This is a genomic window from Pseudomonas sp. JE3303 (assembly GCF_056312565.1).
In genome coordinates, this window is record NZ_JBWGIF010000018.1 from 1 (window position 1) to 25,598 (window position 25,598).

General features: G+C 58.6%; 28 protein-coding genes and 2 pseudogenes. 19 read left to right on the forward strand and 11 right to left on the reverse strand.

Annotation, left to right across the window (positions count from 1 at the left end):
* Positions 1 to 158: 158 nt before the first annotated feature.
* The 4 genes and pseudogenes from cdhC to AC0ZZU_RS22370 all read left to right on the forward strand — a co-directional run.
* Entirely contained in the window at positions 159 to 1,043 is an 885-nt protein-coding gene (gene cdhC, locus AC0ZZU_RS22355) for a 3-dehydrocarnitine:acetyl-CoA trimethylamine transferase CdhC (RefSeq protein WP_476343453.1), read from the forward strand.
* Positions 1,044 to 1,061: 18 nt separating this feature from the next.
* Positions 1,062 to 2,027 (forward strand): L-carnitine dehydrogenase, encoded by a 966-nt coding sequence (locus AC0ZZU_RS22360; RefSeq protein ID WP_476343454.1) that lies wholly within the window; start codon positions 1,062 to 1,064, stop codon positions 2,025 to 2,027.
* 11 nt (positions 2,028 to 2,038) lie between these two features.
* Positions 2,039 to 2,512 (forward strand): thioesterase family protein, encoded by a 474-nt coding sequence (locus AC0ZZU_RS22365; RefSeq protein WP_476343455.1) that lies wholly within the window; start codon positions 2,039 to 2,041, stop codon positions 2,510 to 2,512.
* A 600-nt stretch (positions 2,513 to 3,112) separates the two neighbouring features.
* A pseudogene (locus tag AC0ZZU_RS22370) lies at positions 3,113 to 3,586 on the forward strand (TonB-dependent receptor domain-containing protein); the annotation flags it as partial.
* Positions 3,587 to 3,662: 76 nt separating this feature from the next.
* On the opposite strand, the gene AC0ZZU_RS22375 reads toward AC0ZZU_RS22370, so the two are convergent.
* Both AC0ZZU_RS22375 and AC0ZZU_RS22380 read right to left on the reverse strand, forming a co-directional pair.
* A complete protein-coding gene (locus AC0ZZU_RS22375; RefSeq protein ID WP_476343456.1) occupies positions 3,663 to 5,024 on the reverse strand; it encodes a purine-cytosine permease family protein in 1,362 nt (453 codons plus the stop codon).
* 15 nt (positions 5,025 to 5,039) lie between these two features.
* Positions 5,040 to 5,714 carry a cysteine hydrolase family protein gene (locus AC0ZZU_RS22380; protein ID WP_476343457.1) on the reverse strand — a complete coding sequence of 225 codons (675 nt, stop codon included), beginning with the start codon at positions 5,712 to 5,714 and terminating at the stop codon, positions 5,040 to 5,042.
* A gap of 765 nt (positions 5,715 to 6,479) precedes the next feature.
* Here AC0ZZU_RS22380 and AC0ZZU_RS22385 point away from each other — a divergent pair.
* Positions 6,480 to 6,743 (forward strand): annotated as a pseudogene (locus AC0ZZU_RS22385) (DUF2846 domain-containing protein); the annotation flags it as partial.
* A 171-nt stretch (positions 6,744 to 6,914) separates the two neighbouring features.
* On the opposite strand, the gene AC0ZZU_RS22390 reads toward AC0ZZU_RS22385, so the two are convergent.
* Complete coding sequence (locus AC0ZZU_RS22390; RefSeq protein ID WP_476343458.1) at positions 6,915 to 7,922, reverse strand: helix-turn-helix transcriptional regulator; 1,008 nt, start codon at positions 7,920 to 7,922, stop codon at positions 6,915 to 6,917.
* A 120-nt stretch (positions 7,923 to 8,042) separates the two neighbouring features.
* On the opposite strand from AC0ZZU_RS22390, the gene AC0ZZU_RS22395 reads away from it, so the two are divergent.
* The 3 genes from AC0ZZU_RS22395 to AC0ZZU_RS22405 all read left to right on the forward strand — a co-directional run bounded on the left by AC0ZZU_RS22395 (position 8,043) and on the right by AC0ZZU_RS22405 (position 10,603).
* Positions 8,043 to 8,993, forward strand: a complete 951-nt coding sequence (locus AC0ZZU_RS22395; protein WP_476343459.1) for a hypothetical protein — start codon at positions 8,043 to 8,045, stop codon at positions 8,991 to 8,993.
* A gap of 37 nt (positions 8,994 to 9,030) precedes the next feature.
* Positions 9,031 to 9,399 carry a hypothetical protein gene (locus tag AC0ZZU_RS22400; RefSeq protein ID WP_476343460.1) on the forward strand — a complete coding sequence of 123 codons (369 nt, stop codon included), beginning with the start codon at positions 9,031 to 9,033 and terminating at the stop codon, positions 9,397 to 9,399.
* Positions 9,400 to 9,880: 481 nt separating this feature from the next.
* The gene (locus tag AC0ZZU_RS22405) at positions 9,881 to 10,603 is read left to right on the forward strand and encodes a hypothetical protein (protein ID WP_476343461.1); all 723 of its coding nucleotides are present in this window, start codon (positions 9,881 to 9,883) and stop codon (positions 10,601 to 10,603) included.
* Positions 10,604 to 10,705: 102 nt separating this feature from the next.
* Here the strand turns inward: AC0ZZU_RS22405 and AC0ZZU_RS22410 are convergent, their stop codons facing one another.
* Positions 10,706 to 11,206, reverse strand: coding sequence for an HIT family protein (locus AC0ZZU_RS22410; RefSeq protein ID WP_476343462.1), 501 nt, complete (start codon positions 11,204 to 11,206; stop codon positions 10,706 to 10,708).
* Between the two features lie 262 nt (positions 11,207 to 11,468).
* Here AC0ZZU_RS22410 and AC0ZZU_RS22415 point away from each other — a divergent pair, with 262 nt between their 5' ends.
* Entirely contained in the window at positions 11,469 to 11,810 is a 342-nt protein-coding gene (locus AC0ZZU_RS22415; RefSeq protein WP_476343463.1) for a ComEA family DNA-binding protein, read from the forward strand.
* Between the two features lie 156 nt (positions 11,811 to 11,966).
* Here the strand turns inward: AC0ZZU_RS22415 and arfB are convergent, their stop codons facing one another.
* Complete coding sequence (arfB, locus tag AC0ZZU_RS22420; protein ID WP_476343464.1) at positions 11,967 to 12,380, reverse strand: alternative ribosome rescue aminoacyl-tRNA hydrolase ArfB; 414 nt, start codon at positions 12,378 to 12,380, stop codon at positions 11,967 to 11,969.
* Between the two features lie 321 nt (positions 12,381 to 12,701).
* Here arfB and AC0ZZU_RS22425 point away from each other — a divergent pair, with 321 nt between their 5' ends.
* On the forward strand, positions 12,702 to 13,820 hold the full coding sequence (locus AC0ZZU_RS22425) for a DUF3616 domain-containing protein (RefSeq protein ID WP_476343465.1): 1,119 nt from the start codon (positions 12,702 to 12,704) through the stop codon (positions 13,818 to 13,820).
* A gap of 97 nt (positions 13,821 to 13,917) precedes the next feature.
* On the opposite strand, the gene AC0ZZU_RS22430 is transcribed toward AC0ZZU_RS22425, so the two are convergent.
* Positions 13,918 to 14,262 carry a hypothetical protein gene (locus AC0ZZU_RS22430; RefSeq protein ID WP_476343466.1) on the reverse strand — a complete coding sequence of 115 codons (345 nt, stop codon included), beginning with the start codon at positions 14,260 to 14,262 and terminating at the stop codon, positions 13,918 to 13,920.
* Between the two features lie 95 nt (positions 14,263 to 14,357).
* Between AC0ZZU_RS22430 and AC0ZZU_RS22435 the strand changes: the two genes are divergently transcribed.
* Positions 14,358 to 14,657 carry an erythromycin esterase family protein gene (locus tag AC0ZZU_RS22435; protein ID WP_476343467.1) on the forward strand — a complete coding sequence of 100 codons (300 nt, stop codon included), beginning with the start codon at positions 14,358 to 14,360 and terminating at the stop codon, positions 14,655 to 14,657.
* Here the strand turns inward: AC0ZZU_RS22435 and AC0ZZU_RS22440 are convergent.
* Positions 14,625 to 15,269: a LysE family translocator gene (locus AC0ZZU_RS22440; protein WP_476343468.1), complete on the reverse strand. Its 645-nt coding sequence runs from the start codon at positions 15,267 to 15,269 to the stop codon at positions 14,625 to 14,627. The two genes, AC0ZZU_RS22435 and AC0ZZU_RS22440, sit on opposite strands and share 33 nt — an antisense overlap.
* Before the next feature lie 497 nt (positions 15,270 to 15,766).
* Here AC0ZZU_RS22440 and AC0ZZU_RS22445 point away from each other — a divergent pair, with 497 nt between their 5' ends.
* The gene (locus tag AC0ZZU_RS22445; protein WP_476343469.1) at positions 15,767 to 17,065 is read left to right on the forward strand and encodes an erythromycin esterase family protein; all 1,299 of its coding nucleotides are present in this window, start codon (positions 15,767 to 15,769) and stop codon (positions 17,063 to 17,065) included.
* 109 nt (positions 17,066 to 17,174) lie between these two features.
* Positions 17,175 to 17,486, forward strand: a complete 312-nt coding sequence (locus AC0ZZU_RS22450) for a hypothetical protein (protein ID WP_476343470.1) — start codon at positions 17,175 to 17,177, stop codon at positions 17,484 to 17,486.
* A 254-nt stretch (positions 17,487 to 17,740) separates the two neighbouring features.
* Here the strand turns inward: AC0ZZU_RS22450 and AC0ZZU_RS22455 are convergent, their stop codons facing one another.
* Positions 17,741 to 18,361 carry a hypothetical protein gene (locus AC0ZZU_RS22455; protein WP_476343471.1) on the reverse strand — a complete coding sequence of 207 codons (621 nt, stop codon included), beginning with the start codon at positions 18,359 to 18,361 and terminating at the stop codon, positions 17,741 to 17,743.
* Between the two features lie 267 nt (positions 18,362 to 18,628).
* Between AC0ZZU_RS22455 and AC0ZZU_RS22460 the strand changes: the two genes are divergently transcribed.
* The 6 genes from AC0ZZU_RS22460 (at position 18,629) to AC0ZZU_RS22485 (ending at position 23,809) form a co-directional block, all read left to right on the forward strand.
* Positions 18,629 to 18,751, forward strand: coding sequence for a hypothetical protein (locus tag AC0ZZU_RS22460; protein ID WP_476343472.1), 123 nt, complete (start codon positions 18,629 to 18,631; stop codon positions 18,749 to 18,751).
* Positions 18,752 to 18,909: 158 nt separating this feature from the next.
* A complete protein-coding gene (locus AC0ZZU_RS22465; protein WP_476343473.1) occupies positions 18,910 to 19,947 on the forward strand; it encodes a helix-turn-helix transcriptional regulator in 1,038 nt (345 codons plus the stop codon).
* A gap of 28 nt (positions 19,948 to 19,975) precedes the next feature.
* The gene (locus tag AC0ZZU_RS22470) at positions 19,976 to 21,076 is read left to right on the forward strand and encodes a hypothetical protein (RefSeq protein WP_476343474.1); all 1,101 of its coding nucleotides are present in this window, start codon (positions 19,976 to 19,978) and stop codon (positions 21,074 to 21,076) included.
* 66 nt (positions 21,077 to 21,142) lie between these two features.
* Positions 21,143 to 22,765, forward strand: a complete 1,623-nt coding sequence (locus AC0ZZU_RS22475) for a hypothetical protein (protein WP_476343475.1) — start codon at positions 21,143 to 21,145, stop codon at positions 22,763 to 22,765.
* On the forward strand, positions 22,762 to 23,034 hold the full coding sequence (locus AC0ZZU_RS22480) for a YkgJ family cysteine cluster protein (protein WP_476343476.1): 273 nt from the start codon (positions 22,762 to 22,764) through the stop codon (positions 23,032 to 23,034). The genes AC0ZZU_RS22475 and AC0ZZU_RS22480 overlap by 4 nt, the downstream gene beginning before the upstream one ends.
* A gap of 100 nt (positions 23,035 to 23,134) precedes the next feature.
* Positions 23,135 to 23,809 (forward strand): hypothetical protein, encoded by a 675-nt coding sequence (locus AC0ZZU_RS22485; protein WP_476343477.1) that lies wholly within the window; start codon positions 23,135 to 23,137, stop codon positions 23,807 to 23,809.
* 42 nt (positions 23,810 to 23,851) lie between these two features.
* On the opposite strand, the gene AC0ZZU_RS22490 is transcribed toward AC0ZZU_RS22485, so the two are convergent.
* The 3 genes from AC0ZZU_RS22490 to AC0ZZU_RS22500 form a co-directional block, all read right to left on the reverse strand.
* Positions 23,852 to 24,823, reverse strand: a complete 972-nt coding sequence (locus AC0ZZU_RS22490; RefSeq protein ID WP_476343478.1) for a hypothetical protein — start codon at positions 24,821 to 24,823, stop codon at positions 23,852 to 23,854.
* A 152-nt stretch (positions 24,824 to 24,975) separates the two neighbouring features.
* Positions 24,976 to 25,206: a DUF3077 domain-containing protein gene (locus AC0ZZU_RS22495; protein WP_476343479.1), complete on the reverse strand. Its 231-nt coding sequence runs from the start codon at positions 25,204 to 25,206 to the stop codon at positions 24,976 to 24,978.
* A gap of 76 nt (positions 25,207 to 25,282) precedes the next feature.
* The gene (locus AC0ZZU_RS22500; RefSeq protein WP_476343480.1) at positions 25,283 to 25,513 is read right to left on the reverse strand and encodes a hypothetical protein; all 231 of its coding nucleotides are present in this window, start codon (positions 25,511 to 25,513) and stop codon (positions 25,283 to 25,285) included.
* Positions 25,514 to 25,598 lie beyond the last annotated feature (85 nt).

The window sequence follows — 25,598 nt, forward strand, 5'->3', positions numbered from 1 at the left end:
AAGGGCCGCAAAGCGGCCCCAAACCAGGCGACCCCCATCTACCTGAAAAAACCGGGTCGCCTGGGATAGGGGCCGCTTTGCGGCCCTTTCGCGCGGTCCGGCGTCCCGACACAAGGCCGCTCCTACAAAGGCACCGCATTCCATCTCAGGAACACACCATGAACCACGACATCATCATCACCTGCGCCCTCACCGGCGCTGGCGACACCGCCAGCAAGAGCCACCTGGTCCCCGTCACCCCCCAACAGATCGCCGCCGCCGCCGTCGAGGCCGCCAAGGCCGGCGCCACCGTGGTCCACTGCCACGTCCGCGACCCGCATACCGGCCGTTTCAGCCGTGACGTCGCCCTCTACCGCGAGGTCATGGGACGCATCCGCGAAGCGGACGTGGACATCATCGTCAACCTCACCGCCGGCATGGGCGGCGACCTCGAGATCGGCCCGGGCGAAACGCCGATGGAATTCGGTCCCGGCACCGACCTGATCGGCCCGCTGGAACGCCTCGCCCACGTCGAGCAACTGCTGCCCGAGATCTGCACCCTCGACTGCGGCACCCTCAACTTCGGCGATGGAAACAGCATCTACGTGTCGACCCCGAGCCAGCTCCGGGCCGGCGCCAAGCGCATCACCGAACTGGGCGTGAAGGCCGAACTGGAAATCTTCGACACCGGGCACCTGTGGTTCGCCAAGCAGATGATCAAGGAAGGCCTGCTCCACGATCCATTGTTCCAGCTCTGCCTGGGCATTCCGTGGGGCGCACCGGCCGACACCGCCACCATGAAAGCCATGGTCGACAACCTGCCTGCCGGGGCCACCTGGGCCGGCTTCGGCATCGGCCGCATGCAGATGCCGATGGCCGCGCAGGCCGTACTGCTCGGCGGCAACGTGCGCGTAGGCCTTGAAGACAACCTCTACCTGGATCGCGGCGTGCTGGCCAGCAACGGCCAGCTGGTCGAGCGCGCGGTGGAGATCATGTCCCGCCTCGGCGCCCGCGTGCTGACCCCGGCCGAAGGCCGCGCAAAGATGAACCTCACCCGCCGCTGATACCCCCAGGAGACGCACATGCCTTTCATCACCGACATCAACACCTTCGCAGCCCTGGGCAGCGGCGTAATCGGCAGCGGCTGGGTAGCCCGCGCCCTCGCCCACGGCCTCGACGTCGTCGCCTGGGACCCGGCCCCCGGCGCCGAGCAAGCCTTGCGCCAGCGCATCGCCAACGCCTGGCCCGCCCTTGAAAAACAGGGCCTGGCGCCGGGCGCATCACAACAACGGCTGCGCTTCGTCGACACCATCGAAGACTGCGTGAGCAACGCCGACTTCATCCAGGAAAGCGCACCGGAAAGGCTGGAGCTGAAACTCGACCTGCACGCCCGCATCAGCGCCGCCGCCAAGCCCGAGGCGATCATCGCCTCCAGCACCTCCGGCCTGTTGCCAAGCGAATTCTACGAGTCGGCAAGCCACCCGGAACGCTGCGTGGTCGGCCACCCCTTCAACCCCGTCTACCTGCTGCCGCTGGTGGAGATCGTCGGAGGCAAGCGCACCGCCCCCGAGGCCATCGAAGCGGCCAAGCACATCTACACCCGACTGGGCATGCACCCCCTGCATGTGCGCAAGGAAGTCCCCGGCTTCATCGCCGACCGCCTGCTCGAAGCCCTCTGGCGCGAGGCCCTGCACCTGGTGAACGACGGCGTGGCAACGACCGGCGAGATCGACGACGCCATCCGCTTTGGTGCCGGGTTGCGCTGGTCGTTCATGGGCAGTTTCCTGACCTACACCCTCGCAGGCGGCGACGCTGGCATGCGTCACTTCATGGCCCAGTTCGGCCCCGCCTTGCAACTGCCCTGGACCTACCTGCCCGCCCCGCCGCTGACCGACAAACTGATCGACGACGTCGTCGAAGGCACCACCGAGCAACTCGGCACCCACAGCATCGCCGCGCTGGAGCGCTACCGCGATGACTGCCTGCTCGCCGTGCAGGCCGCGATCGCCGCCACCAAGGCCCGCCACGGCCTCGCCTTCGGCGACTGAGGAGCGAGACGATGCCCGCACTGATCACCTACCGCACCCCGGTCTTGCCCGACTGGGTCGACTACAACGGACACCTGCGCGATGCCTATTACCTGCTGCTCTTCAGCTACGCCACCGACGCCCTGATGGAACGCATCGGCCTCGACGCCGACGCGCGTGGGCAGAGCGGGCATTCGTTGTTCACCCTGGAGGCCCACATCAACTACCTGCACGAAGTGAAGCTCGGTACCGAAGTGTGGGTGCAGACCCAGATCATGGGCTTTGATCGCAAACGGCTGCATGTGCACCACAGCTTGCACAGGGAAGGTTTCGGGGAAGCATTGGCGGCGAGCGAGCAGATGCTGTTGCATGTGGACCTGGCAGGACCCAAGGCCGCGCCGTTTGGCGAGCGGAGTGTTGCGTGCCTGGAGGGGTTGGTGGATGAACAGCGGGATCTGCCGCCTGCCGTGTATGTTGGCCGGAGGATCGGGCTTACCCGCGACTGATCACTGAGCCCCTCCAGCCCGGCGCGCGCCCCTACCCATCGCCCGACGCGCGCCCCCCACGCCCCGCCCGACGCGTGACCCTGTAGGAGCGGCGTCGTGCCGGGACTCCGGACCGCGCGAAAGGGCCGCAAAGCGGCCCCAAAATCGCACAGACCCTGCAAGACCCAACTGAATGCATTCCGGTGACCCTGCCAGGATTGCAGAGCCTTATGGTAATGCGCCCCGGCGAGGGCTCTGCCCCCGTTTCGCGACACAAGGCCGCTCCTACAAAAAGGGGGCGCCACAGCTGCTCCATCCTCACTGTGGGTTCCCCCGCGAACACCGGCAAAGCCCCGTCCGACGCGCGTCCCCCCCTACGCCCCGCTCGAGCCGCTCGACCCGCCGCCCGACGCGCAACCCCTGTAGGAGCGGCCTCGTGTCGCGAAAGGGCCGCAAAGCGGCCCCAAGATCGCATGGACGCTACAAGACCCAACTGAATGCATTCCAGTGTCCCCTGCCAGCATTGCAGAGCTGATGGTCCGGCGTCCCGGCACAACGCCGCTCCTACAGAAGGGTGCCCAACCCGACCCACTCCTCAACCCCGTTGATGAATGCATTTGGGACCGCCAGTACGTTCGTGAGGGCGAGCAGATCAACAAAGGTCTCGAACTGAGCGTCTTCGGCGAGCCAATCGAAGGCCTGCGCCTGATGGCAGGCGGCACCCGCATGACCTCCGAGCTCAAGAACACCTCAGGCGGCACCGCCGATGGCAACCACGCGATTGGCGTGCCGACGTTCCAGCTCAATGCGAGTGTCGATTGGGATGTGCCGGGTGTGGACGCACTGGCGCTGAATGCCAGGATGCTGCGCACGGGCGGCCAGTTTGTCGACCAGGCGAACAACCTGAGCCTGCCGACGTGGAATCGATTCGATGCAGGCGCCCGGTACAAGCTCAAGGTTTCGGAGAAAGACGTCACGCTGCGGATGAATGTGGAAAACATCAGCAACAAGAACTACTGGGCCTCGGCCAACGGCGGCTATCTGACCCAGGGTGATCCGCGGCTGGTGAAGTTCTCGGGGACGATTGATTTCTAATCCCTCGAAGCCATGAGGCGCACAATCCGAAACATAAGCCGCACCGGTTCAAGGAACCGGTGCGGCAGGGAGTTACTCAGGTAATCGCGGAATCCGGGATAACGCGACGGTTCCGGCTCATCAACCAGAAGTAGGCGACCGCTGGCACAAGCAGCCCCACGATCCATGCCAGGTCAATACCATGAAGACTCGAAGCGACGGGCCCCACGTACATCGAGGTACTCATGAATGGTATTTCGATAACGATAGTTGCCAGGAAAACACCGATTGCGACCCAGTTTACCCTCCCATAAATCCCGGTCGGTTCGAAGATATCCGCAATCTGATACTCCCCCTTCCTCAGCGCGTAGTAGTCCACGAGATTGATCGCAGTCCAGGGGATCAGGAAGTAACTCATGAAGAAGATGAAATTCAGGAAAAACTGAAGGAAGTCGTCCTGAGCCAGCGTGCACAGGCCCGTGGCAGCGGCACAGATAATCAGCATGAATCCGGCGCGTACACGGGGCGTAACCTTGAGAGCTGAATAGGGTTCTACCACAGTCACTGTCGACATGAACGCCCCATACAGATTGAACACGTTGATGGCTATCTGTCCGTAAAGCACGAAGGCAAACGTCAAGAGCGTTCCGCCCCCAAGTATTCCGACCAGGCTCAAACCTACGTTGTCGGTAAAACCGGCCACGCCTTTGGCCAGAACGGCCCCGAGCATCATCATCCAGCTCCCGCCAATTACCGTCCCGAGGTAGCTATACCAGAACACCTGGCGGGTAGAGGTACTGGTTGGCAGATACCGCGAGTAGTCGGCCACGTATGGCGCATAGGAGAGCTGCCAAGTAACAGAAATGCTCACCGACGCGAGGAAGGCCACTAAATCGAATCCCTGGGGCGTCCACTCTCCTGGTGCGACAGGCAAGGCAAAGGCGAGCATGGTGGCAAATCCGAACACTGCAATGGAAACCAGAGAGAGCACTTTCTGGAAGCGGTGGATGAACTGGTAGCCGAACAAGGCCACCAGAAAACACACCATCCCGATCAGGACGATGTTCGCTCCATGGCTCAATGGACTCGCTCCAGCGACGGCCTGGGCTGCCAGGAGCGTATTGCTGACGAAGAAGCCCAGGTAAATGAGCATGACAAACAGCAGTGGAACAATCGCTCCGTACACTCCGAATTGCGCACGACTTTGAATCATCTGAGGGATGCCCAACCTCGGCCCCTGTGCCGAGTGAGAGGCCATGAAGATTGCCCCAATGATCGAACCGATCATGATCGAGAGCACGCTCCACATCAGGTTCAGGCCCAGGCTGATGGGCAGTACGCCTGCAGCGATCGTTGTTATGTTGGCGTTGGCGCCAAACCACACGAAAAACAGTGAGCGTGGTTCGCCATAACGCTCGTCCTCTGGAATGAAATCGATGCTTCTGTTTTCTACTTTCATGGTCATTCTCCCCGGTCAACGTTCATCAACAAGGCGGCCTTCGAGGCGTTGAATGGCCTCCAGGAACGCTTCAGGTCGAAATGCGAGATGGTCAGGTGCAGCGGTGTGCAACGAAGTAGCTGGCTCATTGCGCCACCGTCGTAGCAACTGCTCCGTGGAGAAAATTTCCAGCCCGTAAATCCAGTTGGAGAGAATGAACAGGGAGGAATAATGGGCTGCCATTGTGGTCGCTGTGCAGGCATCAGCAACGAGGGTGAGCTTGAAGTCGTGCTGGTAGGCATCGAACATACTGGTCATTACGCACACGTCAGTCAGCACGCCAATCACTATCAGATGCTTGATGCCCCGCCTGACGAGCTTCTGATAGAGAGTGGTCCCGTGGAACGCACTGTAGCGGCCCTTGTCGATGACCACGTCACTACAGTGTGGAGCGATCACGTCCAGGATCTCGATGGCCTCGCTAGCCTCGCGGTAGGTTGCAGGCCTGCCGCGATCATCCAGGGGTTCACCCAACATCAAATCACGGCCTTGTGCATCGTTGACGTGCCGCGTGTAGAACAAGGGAATGCCGAGTCCTCGGGCAGCTTCAATCAGCAAGGCGGCGTTTTCGACGACCTGGTCAAATCGTTCAAGGGAGAATCCATCTTCCTTCTGCAGGTCGATGACCAATAATGCGGTTTCGTTGTTCATCAGGTTCTTCCGGGTGCAGTGTTCCCGGCGAGCGCAGCTCGCCAAGGGAATTAGCGGGTCAAGACGAGCAGCGGACGGCAGTGATTACCGCTGCGCAGGTCAAGGCTCAAGATGGGAAGGAATTACCTGACTATCTGCCAGAAGCCGTTCTGTTTGGCGGCAACACAGGCGGGCAGTTGCTGAAGTGTGACGCGGGAGGATGCGACCGCTCTGCGGAGAAATCCGTACATTGCACCAGCCGGCAAGACATGAACCGAGCCACTTGTATGGAACAAGGGCCAGGTGAGTGGGTAGCCAGTGCGTTGAGTGGGAGGGAGCATCCTAATGAACTCTTGCAGGAATCCTCAGAGCTCCAGCAATAAGCAGGCCACATTGTGGAGAGTCATGGAACCACTGATTTAGAGCACCCTCGCTAAGTCAAAAATACATGGAATATGGAATACCATAATATCGTGATACCGAACGTTACACTCTGGCGCACTCACGCTTCCTTTTGAGGCACCTCTTTACTGAAGGAAGAGCGCCTGACAGGCCGTCGCTGTCTGCCACTGATGCACGGGCCGCCGGGACGTGTTTCAGCGCCAACCTCACCCACAAGTCATTTCTGCATACCTGATAACGTGGGTATTATCCCCGCCGCCAAGGAGGGTCCGGGTCGTGTAATCCGCTGCATCCGTCTATGCGCACCTCCTGGCGTACTCACCTATCGCCCGGTTCAGCAAGCAAGGAAGCCCCCAGATGTGCAAGACCTTCCGAAAGACCGCAGCCGAGTCCGAGATGGGCTCCAACCGTGTCAACCAACACATCTATTTCCATATGACCCCGGGTAGCCACGTGATCAGCTCCAAAGCTGAAAACTGGGCGGAGATGCCAGTGACAGTCAAGGCCGGCGAAGTGGTTTATCTCAAGCAGGAAGTCGGATACGGCATGATTACCGTGCGCAACAGCCTGAAGCTGCTGAACGGTGTAGAAGGCCGCTACCTGGTAAAGGCTACAGCGCTTGGAACCATCGCCAAGGAAAGCAAATAACTCGCTAAAAAGCCGTTCACGGCCCCGTGTAGGAGCGGCCTTGTGTCGCGAAAGGGCCGCGTAGCGGCCCCAAATTCATCAAAACCCTGCAAACAACGCAGAATTAGCCCGGGCCGGACGCTCGCAGTGTCAGCGATGGCCTAATCATTGCTCGGTTCATCCCGGCGGCCTTCAACTCTCGCGATCATAGAGTTCAAGCGCTTTACCCAAAGTCCGACGCACATGCACACGCAATTCAGAGGGCGCCAGCACCTCAATATCCGCAGCATTGCTAAGCAAGAACAGGCGAAGCCCTTGGGTATCCTCCAGCTGACACTCCAACACCCACCCATATGGGTCTTGGGTCATGCGTTGGTTATCACACAATGGATTCTCTGTAAGCCGATTATGAAGATTGGGGCTCAACCTCAGTCTCAAACCAACAGTCCCAGCACTGTGAATCGTCACAAGATCGCGCTGCGTTTCAAGTGACGCAGGGTCGTACCCAGCTGGCTCAGCCACTGTGACTACGGTATTTCTAACGCTGACCATACGGTGCAGCATGAGCGCGCAGAGTGTACCCGGACCATTGCTGCTGTACTTGCCGCGGACGGTGCCCGGCTCAGGCTCTTTACCTGCTGGCCACTCTTCACGGCCAACAAAAGCAGACAGGTAGATGTTCGAATCCTGGTAAGAGAGCGCCAATGGCTTCAGAAAGTAAGTGCATTGAACGTCGTCTACTTCCCGGGGACGGTAAAGCACCTCCAGGCTGGCATCTTGCCTCATGGCATTCTGTATCGTTTCGAGATGATCCGGGTTGTAGTCACCTGGGTTGAGCACCGTAAAGCGAGTCCCGGTCCTGATACGTCCCTCTGCCAATAGGTTGCGCTCAGCGCCGGCGACCGCAGACTCGGTGACATAGTCCCTTAACGTAGCCAGCTCGCCTCTTTCAACGCGGAACCCGAAGCGTTCTGCGTGCTGGAAAACTGCAAACATCGTCATGGACTCTGCAGGCGAAAGAACAAGGTCAACGCTGGTACGGTTGAGTTTCCAGTAACGCGCCCGACCATCTTCGCCCCCCTCCTTGAGTTCCGTTACCACGTTGCTCTTCAACAGGGCTTGCAGGTCATTACGGGTTGTCCGGATGGAGTACGAACCGAACCGCTTTACCACGCCCGCATGGATTTCATCGGTGGCCATGTCGCGCCCCGCTCGGCGAAGAACGTCTCTCATAGCCTTGCGCCGTGCCTCGCGATCAGGCGCTGTATATCGGGCTCCACTCAAAAAAATTTCCTCAGAGAAGTAACTACGGAAAAAAACATGTCGCACCAGCTTGTAGCATTCTCATCGCTGGCACGCAATTCCGCGCTTGGCGCCAGCCCACAGGAAGCATCGATGAAAACCAAACACGCTTACGCCTCTCTTCCTCACGTCCCTGAGTTCATCGGCTGGCTTGCTACCGAACTGGATTCCAAAACCCTGTTCAAGCATGAGTATGTTGATCGCCGCACGAATGCCAAATGGTCCTGCAATACCCTCCATGAAGCGTACCAGCTCTATTCGTGGAACCACCCTGGCAACGGCCGTCTTTCCTTTAATCCAGGAACTAGCGCGTCCAGTAACGCGAATGCGCTCGGCGCCTTGGGCCGTGATCTCCTTGCGGCCGGCAGCGATGATGACATGGTGCTGCGAGGCGCAATCGATGTGATGGCGTGGGGTGGAGTCACCGCGCACAACAAAGAGTGGCTTGAGGCAAACAAGGTTGGATTGGGGAAAATGATGCACGAGGTGAAAACCGCACTGATGGCGAAGGACCCCGATGCCCCGATCCTTCGTTCCAACACGCTGCGTTTCAACTCTGGGATGACCAAGATCTATTCGCTTGTCTGTCCGGATTTTGTGATCTATGACAGCCGCGTGGCCGCTGGCCTGGGCATGCTTGTGGTTCAGTATTGCAACGCCAAAGGGCTGACCAAGGTTCCGGCAGGACTGAACTTCCCTTGGGCGGTCGCGAAAGAAGGTGAAAACGCGTTGGCACCGAAGAACCGTAACCCAAGCACCGGAACGCTTCGGTTCAAACGTCTTCGTTCGGGCGCCCACCATGCGCGGTGGAACATGAACGCCAGTTGGGTGCTGAGCCAAGTCGCCTCTCACCCGCTAAGCGCTGAAAGTCCGTTCCGCTCCGGCGTGACGCCTGCGCAGACATTGCGCGCTCTCGAGCAAGCGCTGTTCATGGTCGGTTATGACCTGGGGCTGGTTGCAACTGCTTGATGCGCGTTTCAGCAGAGTTCGAGAGAAGAGGTGCCCGATGACTCCGTTGACCCCACTGCAGGACTTGATCCTGCACTTCGCACAAGGCGGTATTGCCAGTGAAACGCTTCGCACCTTGGCAATGCGTTCTCACCCAGCACTCACCGACGGCGAATATCTGTCAGCACTGCTCGCCCTGCAAAATGAGCAGCGCCTCATGGGAGCAGAGATAGACGGATCCTGGATCTTTCACTCGCGTTCTGAAGAGGAAATCGAAGCCGATATACCCGAGTACAGCCCGGAGTTTGCAGAGATGATCACTGCGGCAGAGTGTGGTGAATGGACCGAAATTTGCCCTGATGAACTGATCGCTATGTTGGACGAAATGTTAGCGCAGGCGCGCGCCCAGCCAAAGCGTGGGGCCTAGACGCAATACGTCCAGGCGCATGGAGACGGCTCGAGAAACAAGCTGCGATTCTCGCGCCGTCGTACTTGCGACGCGGTCAGCCCTTCTGTCTCGCGCAGAGCAGGCCGTCACCGCGGAGCGACACTCTGAGATCATCGACTGTAAGCGAGGTGAGGCAATGCCCCCTCTCCCCTCCACGCATACGATCGTGTGCGTGGCATGCGGCTGGAAAGACACACCGTTGCCTGATAACCCAACCACTCTATTCAACCAGTGCTGGAGGTGTGGAAGCCAGGATCTGCTGCGCCGCCCGGCCACCCGGAAAGAAGTATTCAAGGCGCGGCTGGAGGAATTTCTGATCGAACCAAGACAGGACGACTGCGCATGAGGCGCGTGTAGCGCGAGTTAAGGTTCGCGTACGGGTCTCCCTCTCGAACCCGGTATTCCCGGCTAAGCTGCACGCCGTGGATCATTTCTGGATGGCAAAGGGAGTCTGATACGGATGTTCAAAGATCGAGTGATAGACCGTTTCAAACAGGAAGTCGGCGATCCAGTTCGCCTCACCTATGAAAATCAAAAGATTCTAGTGGGGCCAGTGTTCGAGACAGTCCGCGGCTTACCTCCTCTGGACGGCAAACGCATCATCGAACCAGGCTCGGCGAGCGTGGTATTGGAGGGCGACACATCCGCTTCGGTGTACAGACTTTCCAGAGATAACGCCACGCACGATTTTGCAGCAAGGGCGAAGCTACTTGGTCTCCCTGGCGTGGTGCGGTTACTGGATAACTATGGTCCCATCGCATTATATGAAAATGACGGATTTGATCCTGACTACCTCTGGTTGGCGCATTTTGAGCGGTTGGAAAGCCTCGACAGATACCCCACTCAGCTTGCGGCAGTCGAGGCTCTCTTGCTACACCTGACAGAAAGCGCGGATGGCGAACTGATCGACGACGTGGAAAATCAAGAGGCGGTGCTGGCATTGCTTGAAAACATGCCAGTCGAGGCCTCCACGCGGCAGGTGGTAGAAGCGATGCGCCGGCTACTTCCCCATTATGCCGCCGAACCAGGTGTCGATCTGGACCTGAACCAGAGCAATTTCATGGTCCGCGCCAGTACTGGCGAAGTGGTACTGAGCGATCCGGTCCATGGACTCTCCAATGTCCCGGACAATCGGCGCGAGCGTCTAATGGACGGCGAGGTCATTCTAGAAATTATTCCGTGAAGCAGCCCAAGGTGAGGCTGGGAATACGCCTGGGATGCGCTCGGCGCTCACTTACTTGCTCGCTGCTTTGGAAATCAACCGTCTGTTCATGAGTGCCGCTACCTAGACAGGGCCACCTGCCATAGAGCTACATGCCCGCAACGCCGCAATGACTTGCTCAACAGACGGCCCTTCGATTTCCGGAGGGTCAGGACGTTCGCAAAACTCCCGCCACACAAATAGCATCAGTTCTGCGCCATCAGTCTTAGCCATGGCACCTCCGATCGAGCCGAAAGTTTGCAGCAACCTATACCGCTCATCTTTCCAGAACAGCGCTTCTACCCAGCCATAAACCGGTACGAAATGAAAATGAACAGAGTGACCAGCATCATGCCCAAACCGGCCGATATACAGCCGTTCGGGTTGTAAGTGATCTTCAATGGCTTGCTGGATGTGCGCCTGCAATACACCCAATTCAGCCAGCGCCTCGGTGGGTAGCGCTGCCAGTGTATTCGTCATCTCCTTCGCGCTCAGCATCAAGTAGCCCGGCAACGCACAGTCCACTCGGTGGTTGATAATCCAGTACCTGGATTCATGGATGATGAAGCGAGGCGGTATGTCCATATGGCGACCTTGAGTGAAGTCCGGCGCAGAGTATCAAGCCAGCGTGGCGATGTCCGCTTCGACCGGAAGCTGCGACGCAGCGCTGGTCCAGGCTACTTTTCCGCCCCCCCGTCTGCGAGTTGAGCCTCAAGCGTCCCAGTCCAATTTGGTAACGATTCCCGTCCCGCTTCACCTTCCCTATTACTCCCCAAGCAGCTAGTTTCTATCTCGGCATCTACGGAAGACTGCCTCGACTGACCAACCTCACAGGAGTGACAACCGCATGCGCAAAACCCTTTTGACCTCCCTCGTTCTCCCCCTGATCGCCAGCCTCTCGTTTTCCCTGAGCGCCGCCCCTTCCACTCCTCCATCACCCGCAGCCATGGCTCAGACGGTGACAGTCGACAGTCACACGTCCACGCAAGCGGCCAAGCTCAACCTCAACCAGGCCGACGCCCCGACACTGCAAATGCACCTGAGCGGGATCGGCAAGGCAAAGGCCGAGGCCATCGTCGCCTACCGCGATGCCAATGGGCCGTTTGCTTCGGTGGATGAGCTGTTGGAGATCAAGGGGATCGGGAGTGCCTTGCTGGATCGTAATCGGGATAAGTTAATGGTGGAGTAAGCCACGCAGTCGATTGCCGACCTGCAGTTGCAGGTCGGCTTTTTTTTGGTCCAGCTCCAAAGCGCTCCGGCATATCTCGCCACGCAGCACCCGAGCTCTACAAAAACCCAGCGTTGGAGGCGCGACGATTGGGTTTCTCGGGACTTCGTACAGAGCCTAGAACTCCACCTTGCCCCGCCCGGCCTTGACCGTGCCGCGCTTGGCCTTTCCTTCGAGGCGGCGGGTCTTCGAGCCGAGGGTCGGCTTGGTAGGACGGCGTTTCTTCTCGGTCTTGCCGGCAGTGATGATCAACTCGGCAAGACGCGCCAGTGCGTCAGTGCGGTTCTGCTCCTGGGTGCGGTACTGCTGGGCCTTGATGATCAACACGCCGTCGCCGGTGATGCGACTGTCACGCAGCGCCAGCAGCCGCTCCTTGTAAAACTCGGGCAGCGACGAGGCGCGAATGTCGAAGCGCAGGTGCACGGCGCTGGACACCTTGTTGACATTCTGCCCACCTGCGCCTTGCGCGCGGATGTAGGTCAGTTCGATTTCCGCATCGGGCAGATGCACGTTATTAGAGATGGTCAGCATGGCATGGCCCTTGTGATTGCCCTCTATTATCACAGCGTTCGCCGCTCGCCCACAGAACAAAACGCGTTTGACCTCATCCCCACTGATCGAGACGCCCCAGTCCGTCACTGCCAATCACGATGTATATGCACTGCAAGGGGCCAGCGTGGAACCAAGCCAGTTACCGACCTGCCCTTCGGGGGCCAGCCCCACCACTCCCCCGCCACTGTGAGCCGGGACTCAGGGAGATGGCCATGCGTGGACGGTTCTGTCACGGCACTATCTGGAGCTACAGTCAGTCAAGGTAAAGATGTCAGAGCTGACTAAACAAGGACTTTCATCATGAGCACCAAACATGTCGCACTCCTGGAATTCGATCCCGATTTAAATGAACTAGGCAACGAAAAGGCGATTCGGGATGGGCTGTCCGCCGTCTTGCAGTGCGGCAACAGTCTCTGGTTGGCAAACGATGAAACGCTTAGCCTGGAGAGGCTCACTCGCCTACCGGAAGATGGCCTCGGCACCTATCGCTACGGCCAACACAAACAATTCCTCCTCAGCGACTACCTTGCGCTGCCGGTTCCGCTCTCCGACGCTCAAGCCAAGTTGGAAGAGGTGGACATTGAAGGCCTGGCCTGCGATGGCGGCTATCTCTGGGTAGTGGGCTCGCATAGCCTGAAGCGCAAGAAACCGAAGCTCAAGGGTGGTTATGAAAAAGCCAGTAAGCAGTTGGCCAAGGTCAGCCGCGATGGCAACCGCTATCTGCTCGCCCGCATTCCAGTGCTGGACAGCGACGGGGCCTGCGCGCTGGCAAAACAGGCTACCCAGAACGGCAAAGAACTGAATGCCGCCAGGTTGCGGGGCAATCACCTCGGTAACGAGCTAACCGATGCGTTGCAGGAAGACGAGCACATTGGGCCGTTCCTCGCCATCCCGGGCAAGGACAACGGCTTCGACATTGAAGGCCTCGCCGTAGCGGGCGGCCGCATCTTTCTCGGCCTGCGCGGGCCAGTCTTGCGTGGCTGGGCAGTTGTATTGGAGCTAGAGGTAACGGAGGACGACAATCCTTCCACATTGAAGCTCAACGCCATCGGGCCGAACGGACGCCTGTACCGCAAACACTTCCTGCAGCTCGGCGGCCTGGGTGTTCGCGACCTGTGTGTGCAGGGGCGCGATCTACTGGTTCTTGCTGGGCCGACCATGGATCTCGACGGCCCCGTGACCGTCTTCCGCTGGGTGGGTGGTAGCGCACCCGCCAATGAAGTATTAGTGCCGGCCAGCGAGTTGCAGCGTGTCTTGGACGTGCCTTACGGCGAGGACACGGATCATGCCGAAGGCATAACGCTGTTCGCGCCAGACGGCGGGCAGGCGCGCTCGCTGCTGGTGGTTTACGACGCCGTAAGTGAGCATCGCAAGTCGGAGCGAAGCACGGTGACGGCGGATATTCTCGAGCTGCCTTGAGCGGCGATGAGCCGCATGCCCGATGCGCTCTTCGAACATCACCCGCCCCGCCAGTTCATGCGTGCTATGCACCACTTGCCCCGCTATCGCCGACAGCTCAGCGCAAGGCGTTGACCAAGGCCATGTCGCAGGAACCGGCTGTCATGAACAGGATGATCATCGAAACCGCACGGCCGGTGTAGATGTAGCTCCAGGGAGTCACGTGCCTGAGCTGTTCGTCGGTGAGGGACTTCAGGTAGCGGCGACGAACAATGAAAAAAATGATACTGATCAGTGGAAAGATGGGGATGCACAGCGGGAGCAGCTGGCTCCCTCCCAGAGTGCCTAGGAGCAGCGGCGTGAGGATATAGGCACTGAACACCCAGAAATCCATGTCTTTAAGGGTTGTGCTTATGGCGTGGCCTGGGTCTTCCTTGGCCTTCCTGGGTTTTTTCGTTGTCATCCTGATATCCATTGCTACCCCGCATCCTGTGTCTGAGCAATTCATCCCTCTACACCACAGCTTCGGCACCCTCCCTATGCTTGGCGAGGGTCGCCGTGGAAGCAGACTGGCCAGATGCCCGACAGATCGACCGCTTCGTTCGCGGTACGGACACCGGCGCCACGAACGAGCAAGCCTTTGACCGTTTTCCGTCCTGGATGTGGCGCAACACGGATATGGTCGATTTCAACCAATGGCTGCAACGTCACAACCAGCCGCGTGCCGATGAGGACAAGGTCGAGTTTCGAGGGCTGGATATCTACAGCCCGAGGAGTTCGAACAGCGAAGTGCTTGCCTACCTTGACCGCACCGATCCAGCAGCGTCAGGAACGAATCAGCGCAAGCCTGATGCCTAAAGCGATAAACACACCCCCCACCACACGATCCATCATTTTTTGCATCCGTCTGTTGCGAGAGATGCTACCAGCAGCACTCCCAGCCAGAATTGCGAATGTCGCGTCGGTTAAAAACGCTACCAGAGCGTAAGTTAAACCTAGCACGATGAAAGACGCAGTGTGGTGGTCGCCCCCCGGCACTACGAATTGCGGAAAAAACGAGATGAAGAACAGGAGAACCTTTGGATTCATCAGGGTAGTTATGAATCCTTTGGACAAAAGGTCAGAGAGACCTGCATCTTTTTTGATGCCAGCACTTTCACTCACCACTGCCCGCTCCGCACCAAATGTCTTTATCAATAACGTTCCACCTAAATATATCAGATATATTGCACCGACATATTTAACGAAGGTAAACATCACAGGCGACGCAGCAATCAGAGCGGTAAGCCCTACAACACTGGCTAAAGCGTGAGCGCAACTTCCCAATGCAACACCAGCAGCTGAAATAACTCCCGCGCGCCGACCGTTTGCAACACTTTGCCCGACAACGTAGGCCATGTCAGGGCCTGGCGTAACGGAAAGCAGAAGAACAGAAATAATGAACAGTGAAAGGTTATTAATATCGAACATAATAAGTCCTGATTTGGAGCATGCAACCGCGCAGAGAGCCATGGAGTTTAGCACTCAGGGGAAAGCCTTGCGCTATCGTCAGCCATTTCCACGTGCCACTTGCCCGATGAGTGTCGACCGCCGCATCCACATATAGCGGGACGTCAGGTGGACTGAATGTCGCTTCTTCTTCCCCGACCCATGCCTCCTCCCCGAGGCACGCGCTCCTCTCCGACGCATGCGTTCTTGTGTAGGAGCGGCCTGGGGCCGCTTCGCGACACAAGGCCGCTCCTACACCCACACCCACACACCCTCATTTACCAACCCTGCGAAACGAACATCACCCGCCCCGCCAGGTTAGGCGCCCTCTGCGACCCCAAGGCACCGCCAGCTGCCATCCCAGCGCCCCCCCCTACCGCCAGTCCGACCGCACCGCTTACCTCACTATTTCGATTGCCCCACCCCATCACAGCGTTATGGTTGAACATCAGTCATGGACAAGACGATGGGAGCATCAAATGAAAATCCAATCGTTGCTCAGACAGTACGCCGAGCCACTTCCGCCCTTGGACTCACCGTCATTCGCATCGCTGTTCGACCGCTATGGCGATGCCAAGGTCGTGCTGATCGGCGAGGCAAGCCATGGCACCAGTGATTTCTACAGCACCCGCGCCGCGATAACCCAGCGCCTGATCGAAGAACACGGGTTCACCATCGTCGCCGTGGAAGCAGACTGGCCAGATGCCGGACAGATCGACCGCTTCGTTCGCGGCATGGGCGCGGGCGCCCCGAACGAGCAAGCCTTTGCCCGTTTTCCGTCCTGGATGTGGCGCAACACCGATGTGGCCGATTTCAACCGATGGCTGCAGCGCCACAACCAGAACCTTGCCGATGAAGACAAGGTCGAGTTTCGAGGGCTGGATATCTACAGCCTGAGGAGTTCGATCAGCGAAGTGCTTGCCTACCTGGACCGGACCGATCCAGACCTCGCCCACGAGGCACGCAAGCGCTACGGTTGCCTGACGCCCTGGCAGGACGATCCGGCGCTGTACGGACATTTTGTCGAACGTGACGGCGTGGCACCGTGTGAAGAACAAGTCGTCGAGCAACTGCAGCGCCTGCTGACCGAGCGCCTGACCCGGTTCGCCAGCAACGAGGAAGCCTTCTTCGATGCGCTGCAGAATGCCAAGGTGATCCGCGCCGCCGAGCAGTACTACCGCGCCATGTACAAAGGCTCGGTCCAGTCCTGGAACCTGCGCGACACCCACATGTTCGAGACCCTGCAGGCCCTGATCGCGCATCGTGCGAACGATGCAAAAGCCGTGGTCTGGGCGCACAATTCGCACATCGGCGATGCCGCCGCCACGGCCATGGGCCGGCGCGGCGAGGTCAACCTGGGGCGGCTGTGCCGTGCGGCCTATGGCCGAGACGCCGTGTTGATCGGCATGAGCACCGACCGCGGCCAAGTCATGGCCGCCAGCAACTGGGACGGCGAAGGCGAAGTCATGCAGGTGCGCCCGTCACTGGCACACAGCTGGGAGCAGCAGTTTTTCCTGGCTGGGGTGCCCGCCTCGCTCACCGACTGGCGCGCCGAAGCGCGTGACGATCTGCGCGAGGCCTTGGCAACCCCGCTACTGGAACGTGCGATCGGCGTGATCTACCGGCCTGCCACAGAACGGCAAAGCCATTATTTCGAGGCCGTGCTCAGCGAGCAATTCGATGCGCTGGTATGGATCGAAGAAACCCGCGCCGTCACCCCGTTGCCGGTCTCGGGGACGCCCAGTCATGAAGCGGATACATTTCCCTTTGGCGTGTGATGCGATGAGCAAGCAGCGGTTTCGTGGGTGGCTTTCATAGGCCTGACGGCTTGACCAAGTGAGCGGGGTCCAGCCCTTATCGTGCGACGAACGCTCGAGGATTCTCAAGATGAACATCAAGACTCTGCCCGGTGCCGTGCTGGCTCTACTGCTCTGCGCCACCTGCCCCGCTATCGCCGACAGCCAAGGGCCCGAAAACACGGACATCGACCGAGCCCCGGCGGTTGAAATCGACAGCCGCACCGGCGACAAGCTTGCGCCGCTGGAAGAAGCCCAGCCGCCTGAACCTGGGAACTCACGCCCCGGCAGCATCGATGGTGCCATCGATCTGCGTGGGACGGGGAAAGCACCAGTAACCCCACCGGACAAGCCGGAGGGTGCGAGCGCGCTGCCTGGGGATAATAACGGCGGTGAACCCTAAACTGACCAAGCCAGGCTTTGAGTGAACGGCCGTTCTCGCTTGATCAGCCGCCGACAGGTGCTACAGGGCACAGCCCTCGCCTTGCCAGCTTAGCCAGCTGACTCGTTCGCGCGGCAACGCGAAGGATGAACCAGTGGAATGTGCCAGCAAGCCCTCCACCGAATATTTCAACGACAGTCCAATCACCCGCCAAAGCCTATGGTTAAGCCACTTGTCCGCCGCCGGTTACAGAAATGAATTGCTATTCGAAGAATTCAAAATTTGCTTAGTAAGCGAATGGCAACCACAGCACCTTTTCCAAGTGAAACATCTACTGCGCGCATCAAAGCCGTGACTGCCTCTGACGAAAAACCTGCGGAAATTGTGATTGATGCCAGCACCCCCATAAAATAAAGCACCCAATCTTTGCGGCTTAGGCGTTTAGTTGCCTCAGTGGCCTCGTCAAACTGCTCCTTTAAAGCTGCAAATTGCGCTGTGTTGACAAGCGCACTATCACGGACCTCAGCAAGCACCAAATCCAATCCCAGCTTAATAGCCTCGCTGTCCGCAGATGTAAACGGTGTCTGATTTTCTAGGGGTTCGAATGCGCCAAATAGGCGGGAGCCCGGCTTTACTTTCTCAACTCGAACGCTGACGCTCGAGTAGCCACCACGTGTCAGCCGCACCAGAAGGCTGCCATTGATCCCAGTCTCAATCAAAACAGATTTTCCAATGCCGAGGGTCTCTTCCCGGTCCAGCATGGAATTGCTCCCGATCACCAGGTCCGCTCTCTGCGACGTGCAATCAACTAACGTGATGATGATATCGAAGGGTTTGATCTCCTCGGCCTGTCGTAGGGGCAGGTCGTGATCGACGGGAAGGTCTGCAGCAGTCATGAGCGTCCTTGTTAATGCAGTGCTTAGCGTAGGGGACTCGTATCATAGGACGAAGAGAGGCAAATATTCAAAAAGGTCTCACCGTGTTCTTAATTCCAATCACACGCTTCAATACCCTATCCCACGACGTGATCTGTCGCCTCCCGATCGCACACTGACATCACCTCCTCCACTCCAGGTGACGTGATGCCCACTCCCGCCCCAATCCATACCTTGGTCTGCGCGACCTGCGGCTGGAAGAAAGCACAACTCCCAGATCACCCGCCCATGACCTCCACCAAATGCCTGAGCTGTGGCGGCGCGACCCTGCACCACCGCCCGGCCACGCAAAAAGAAGTCTTCAAAGCCCGACTGGAAGCCTTCATCACCGAGCTGGACCAGGAAATCTGAGCAACAAAAAAAACACCCTGAAGCCAGCCTAAAGTTCCCCGCAACCCGGCCGAAAAGATGAATTGTCACCCGCAAGATACTGGCAGAGAGCCATAAGCCCAGAGAGCCCCGGCACAAGGCCATCACTGGTTCGCCACCTGGTTTGACAAGGAAATGTCATGTCCCAATCGAAGGATACGCTGCTGCGGCTGTTCGCCCTGCTACGGTTGCTGCCCACCGAGCCTCACCGCATTGCCACTCCGACTTTACTGGAGAAGCTGCGCGATCGTGGCTTCTCGGTCACCCTGCGGTCCATCCAGCGCGACCTGAACCGCTTGTCCATCCCGTTCTCGCTGCAGTGCGACGACAGCGAGGTACCCTTTCGCTGGAGCTTCACCCGCGAAGCGCCGCTCAAGCTGGAAGAAATGGACGCTCCAACTGCGCTGGCACTCTTCCTGTCCGAGAGCCACCTCAGCGCCATCCTTCCGCAGAGCGTACTGGATCAGCTAAGCCCGCAATTTCGCCGGGCGCGCAATTTCCTGAGTAGCGTTGGTGACAACAGCCTGGCCGACTGGGCAAAGCGGGTGCGAACCCTTCCCTACGGTAAAGCGCTGCTGCCCGCCCAGGTTTGCCCACGCACCTGGGCACAGGTCTCCGCAGGGCTGCTGGAGCGCAAGCAACTTGAGGTGTCTTATCGAAGCCGCAGCAAAGGCGCACTTAAACAGTTCCGCCTGCATCCAGCCGGCCTCGTATCGCGTCACGCGGTAAGTTACCTGCTTGCCTCCGTGGACGGTTACAGCGACCTACGGCAGTTCGCCTTGCACCGGATCACCGATGTGACCGTGCTCGACCAATCAGGCCACGCGCACGAAAGCTTCGACGTAGACGCCTACATCGCCAGCGGTGTGTTCAGCCAACGTGAATCACTTGAAGAAGTAGAGCTGATCGCCGACGTGCGCCCGCAAATTGCGGCCGTGCTCAGTGAAACCCCCCTGAGCCATCAGCAAACCCTGAGCGAAGCCAGCGACAACGGCTGGCACCGCCTGCACGCAACGGTACCGCTGGATCGCGAAACACTCTGGTGGATCTTCGCCCTCAACGAAAACATTCGCCTCCATGCACCCCAAGTCTGGGTGCAGGAAATCCGTGAGCGGCTGAGTGCAATGCACGCGCTGTATCAGGACAACCGCCTCCCCTTACAACAACAACCTGCTTGAACACATCGACTGTCAAAAGGACGCAGCCATGCCACTACCTCTCATTCTCGGCGCAGCAGCGCTGGTCAGCGCAGCCTACGGAGCCAAGAAAGGCTATGACGGCTACCAGAAACATTCTGAAGCTGACGAAATCGTAGACAACGCTAAAAAACGCTACGCCGGGAAGAAAGAAAAATTCGACGTGCAGGAAAAAGCAGCGACCGAGGCACTGGAAACGCTGGGCCAGAAAGAACTGGAAATCGGCCAGCAGTTCAACGAGTTCAAAACGCTTGCCGAGGACTTGCTGAGCAAGCTCAACGCTGGCCGCCAGAACAAACTGGAAATCAACATTCCCAAGCACAAGTTGCAGCGTGTTGAGAACTACAGCTACACCGCCATCGGCGTGCTGGGCGCCGCCGCGGGTGCAGGCGCTGCAGGTGCTGCGGCTGGGTTCGCCGTGTACGGCGGCGTGATGGCATTAGGCGCGGCTTCAACCGGCACCGCCATTTCCTCACTGGCCGGCGTCGCCGCCACCAACGCCACCCTGGCTGCCATCGGCGGCGGATCGCTGGCCACTGGCGGCCTGGGCATGGCGGGTGGAACGGCAATCCTCGGCGCCGCCGTCGCCGCTCCGGTACTGGCCATCGCCGGCTGGGCCTACAACAGCCATGGCGATGAAGCCCTGAAGAATGCGCGCAAGGCGAGCCGCGAGGTCGACAGTGCCATAACCAAGCTGGAAAAAGCCCAGCAACAGCTGAGCAAGACCGAAGACTATGCATTCGACATCCTCGATGTCCTGAAGGACGGCTACGCCCAGTTCGACCAGTACTTTGCCCACCTAAAGGCCGTCGCTGGCCAGATCGATGCTGCTCGGGTACTCAAGCAGGACCCTCAAGCCGTACTGGCTCAATCGAGTGACACCATCATGCGTGTCATCAGCAATGGCTTCGCCCTGGCCGCAATCCTCGTCGACCTGATCACCACCCCTCTGTTCAAGGTCAAGAAGGTCAATGGCAATGTCGTCAAGGACGAGCACGAAGTGCCAGTGATGGACACAGATGCCGATGGCTCGATGATCCTCAACGCCGACGAACTGGATAAACAGCTGGTCAGCACCAAGGCCAACGCGGCTCGCGTAGAACCAGCCTGAACCTGCTGCGGGGCCTGATGGCCCCGCTTCTCCCTTCTACGCACCCAACTAGCCATGGACGCCACTATGCATGCCGCAGCGCAAGACTACCCGTGGGCCGAAGAGCTCGAGAAAACCGTCGTCAACAGCCTGGTCACCAGCTTCGGCCTGGACTTTCTGCTGTTCAAGGACCAGACCGGCGGCAATGTAGATACGATCAACAATGCGCGTAACGGCGTCTGGGCAACCGCCGCCGAACGACAGCAATACGAACAGCGGGGCGAGTACAACAGTACCCCCTACCACCAGCACGCCAACTACATCGCCACCGGCCAACGCGACAAGGCCCAGCAAGCCGCAGGTACTCTTCACGATCCATACCGCAATACCGTGATGGGCGCGCACGAGCAACGCAACCTTGACCACGTGATCAGCGCCAAAGAGATCCATGACGACGCAGGGCGAGTGCTGGCCGGACTGAGCGGCGTGGACTTGGCCAATCAAAGCAGCAACTTGCAAACCACACATGAAACGGTCAACAAATCGAAAAAGCAGACACCTATCGTTGAGTACCTGCAAAAGCTGCCCGGTTTGATTTCCACACATCAAACTACGCTGGCCAAAGACCGTGAGCGACTGACCCTCCTGCCGCGTGAAACCCCCCAGCAGCAACACAAGGCCCGCGAGCTTGAAGACAAGATTCGCAAGACCGAAAGCAAGATCAATGAACTCAAGGCGATTGATCCCGAGGCCATGAGCAAGCGCGATGCCGAAGCACGTGCCCCCTATGAACAGCAGATCAATCACACGTACTACACCAGCAGCAAATTCCTCCACCAGACCGCCAGCGCCGCCGGCACGGCCGGCCTCGCCATGGGCACTCGACAGATGCTCGGCATGGTCATGGCTGAAGTATGGTTTGAACTGCGCGCGCAGCTCCCTGCCCTCCTGGCCAAGCTCAAGCACAAATTCAGTTTCGAGGCATTCGTAGACAGCATCAGCGCGTCGCTCAAAGGCATCTGGGAACGGGTTCAAGCACGCTTCAGCGCATTCTTGATGGCCTTCAAAGATGGAGTGTTCGCAGGCGTACTGGGCAGCCTCACCACCACCGTTTTCAACATCCTCGCTACGACTCAGCTAATGGCGATCAAGATCATTCGCGAAATCTGGGGGCAATTGGTCAAGGCTATCAAATTGATGGTCTTCAACCCGGACCAGCTCAGCTTCGTAGAGTTGTGCCAAGCGGTCACTTCCTTGTTGTCCGTGGGTGCCGCCACCGTGGTAGGCACTATCGCCTACGCCCAGTTGCTTCCTGTGTGCAGTTTTCCGTTTGGCGCTGAATTGGCCGCCTTCGCCAGTGCCCTGGTGACCGGCGTGGTTACTCTCGGGCTGAACTACTTCCTGTTGCACAGCGGCGTGGCGCGTCAGCTGTGGGCGTTCATCGAATCCCTGCCGCCGCATGCAGGCACGGTGAAGCAGTTTCAGGCGATCAATGCCGAGCTCGATCGCTATCTGGCCGAACTGAGCCAGCTGGAGTTCAACCTCGACGTTGACGAACTGCAGGCCTTCACCCTTGAGCTGCAAGGCTGCAACGATGAGTTTGAGCGAAGCGTGGTTCTGAAAGAGCAAGTGAAGGCTCGTGGCATCGAATTACCGTTCGAGGTGGGCAACGCCGCCAGCACCCGCAGTTGGCTGGCCTCGCTGGTATGACGTCCAAAGCGTTTCCCTGCACGCAGTGTGGGCAATGCTGCCGCAATGTGCACCTGGCAGACGAGACGCGTGCGCTTGACCGAGGCGATGGGGCTTGTCGGCATTACAGCGACGCCGACAAGCGCTGCCTGATTTATGAGGCCCGGCCGGATATCTGCAGGGTGGATAGGCAGTACGAGATGCACTATGCGGCGCAGTACAGCTGGGAAGCGTTTGTAGAGGCGAATGTGGAGGTTTGTAGGGTGCTGCAGAGCTTGCCGGTAGAGTAAGGGGTTTGGGGTGCCGTAAACACACCCTTTGATTCAAGGCCAAGGCGTGAATCAACGCACTACTCAAGAGAAACCATCTACACAAGGAAGAGAGTTCAAGATGGAACTTACCGAAGAAAAAGAAGCATTGGGATTTCAGGAGGGTCGGCCTCAAACCAAGTCAAGGCCAAAGTCGACGTGTGAACTTATCAAGGAAGACTGGCTAACCATGCCGGTCTTCATTGTCTGGTCGGCCATCATCAGTGTCTTCATTGAGAAGTCGACCAACGCGAATATCAATGACTTCTTTGTCAATGTGCTTGGAGAGGGTATCGCCCTCAAGAGCATCCCCACGCTATTCGTGATCGCCTTGCTTCCTGCAGGCTACGCGCTAGCGCGGCCACCAGCGCCCGGAAGACCGTGGGAGCAGATTTTGTGCGCCCCCGCTCGGCTCGGCCGAGGAATGAGCATCACAACCCTGGCTTTCATTGTGGGTACGCTGCCGGCCTATTCCTACTTCTCAGGGTTTGACGCCGCCATCAGTGGCCTGGCAATTCCGATACTAGGCTCGCTGTTCATGTGGAGTGTCATGTTTGGGCAACATTACCTGATCGTCAACGCGGGCAAGCTGAGGAATGGCAATCATGCAACATTCTTCAAGACGCTTAGCTATCTGATGATCGTCGGATGTTTCGCAGGCTCGGTCGTCTTGTACTTCCAGATACTCAGGGGGGAGTACAAGACCCCGCCTACCCCCGTCGAAACCCCCACCGTGACGACCCCACCTGCAGCCTAAGCGCCCAGCATGCCAGTGCAGGCCTTGCCCGTGAGCCTGGATTCAGGACTCGAGCAAGGCAAGCTGTCGGGCGTCGCATTCGCTCAGGTCGTTATGGGCCTTGTTCAGCCAAACCTGTCTGCACATGCCCTCGTATCGGCATGCGCTGGCCTGCTTGCCCAGAAGATAATAATGACCGGCTTTTTTGAACTCGCGCTTCAGTCGCATCAGCCGCCATTTGATCCTTAGCTTGGTGATCAAGCCGATGCTCGGCAAGCGCACTGGAACCTCAGCGCTGAGCGCCGGCAGCCCGTCATGAAACTCCATGCCGTGCCGGCTGAAAAACAGCTGATGCATCGCATGAAAATATGGCTTCTTCGAAAAGTAGTGCTCAACGCAATCCTTCGCCTCAGACACATGCTTGCCAGCCAGCACAAACGAAACAGCGATCTGCTCCATCGTGTGGAGCTGCTTATGGTGGTGAGCCCATTGATCGATTTGCGAGATCACGTCGTCCATCAGTCCAACGTCATCGAACGTCATGCCGCAGATGCCGCTATTGAAAAGGCGCAGATCCGATGACGGCGAAGCACCCTCGCTCTTCAACTGCGCAATCAGGCCAGCGTATTCGCGGCGCTTGGCAGCCTCCGCCCACTTGAACTCGAGCTGATCCATCAGGTAGCAACCTGCGGACACCCGCTCAAAAAGCAAGGCGGGATCCTTCAGGAACACCGTATCCGTATCGACGAAGATGGTCTTGCGGGCGTATCTCAACCCTTCGCGAATCGCACAAGCCTTGCGCCTGTGGACGTAATCCCCCTCCCCCATCCATGAAGCCAGGGTGGCTCCTTCGAGCGGATAGATCTCAACCGGCCAGCCCTGAAAAAGCTCCGGCCGATCCGTCATCACCGCGATGGAGAATCTAGCAGGCTCCACCCGTTGATTCAGCGCTGACAAAATGCTGAATTTCGCCTCAACCAAATATTCGTGCTTACCGCCGTACATCAAGTACAGCAACTGATTGTCTTTGAGCAAAGCGTGAAGCTCACTGTCCAGGCTAATTGGGGGCCGGGATTTTTGCATACCAGAATGTTGCCGCCAACGCTTATGCTCCGGTTGATGACGGACGGAGCTTTACTCAAGCGGCGATGGGGGTGCGACGCACCCCTGAAAACACCGAGTATCAGCTAAAGACTCGGATCACAGTCGTCGACGATCGCTTTTGCTAACCCGCTTAGATAATGCGCGGCCCAGACCATCTCATATTCCTCTTCAAGCGCACCTATCAGCGTTAGCTTGCGTACACAGCCCAACATCACCGAAGCCTGTTCGCGAGCGAAGTCGGCCGGCACGCCCTTGACCACTCTGAACAGAGGCTGATGGCTGCCGGCACCAAGGGGAAAATGACGCAATACCACGCGTCGTGGCGACGTTTGCAGGGTTTGAATCCAGATCCTTGGTCATTGCTTAGTCCTCGATAAACGTGTCGGCCGCTCAGTGCTTGAGCTGCACCTTGCTCAATGCCAGTTCGACCATGCTCCGCGCCGCGTCGATTTCGTGCATCACGGTCATGGTCATCACCTGCTCGTTCGACATGGGATGTAGCAGCACGGTTTGTTGCGCCACGGTGAGGGCGCAGACCAGATACTCCGAGGTCTGAAGCAGGATTTCTTCGAGGGAATGGTCTTTCGGGTTCAATGGGGGGTCGGGAACAATCTTCAGCATGGGTACCTCCTCGCTCGGAATGGAGCTACCTCCGCTCTGCTGTCAAACAGAAGGTGGCAGCTATACGCGGGTTGACAGACCGGTG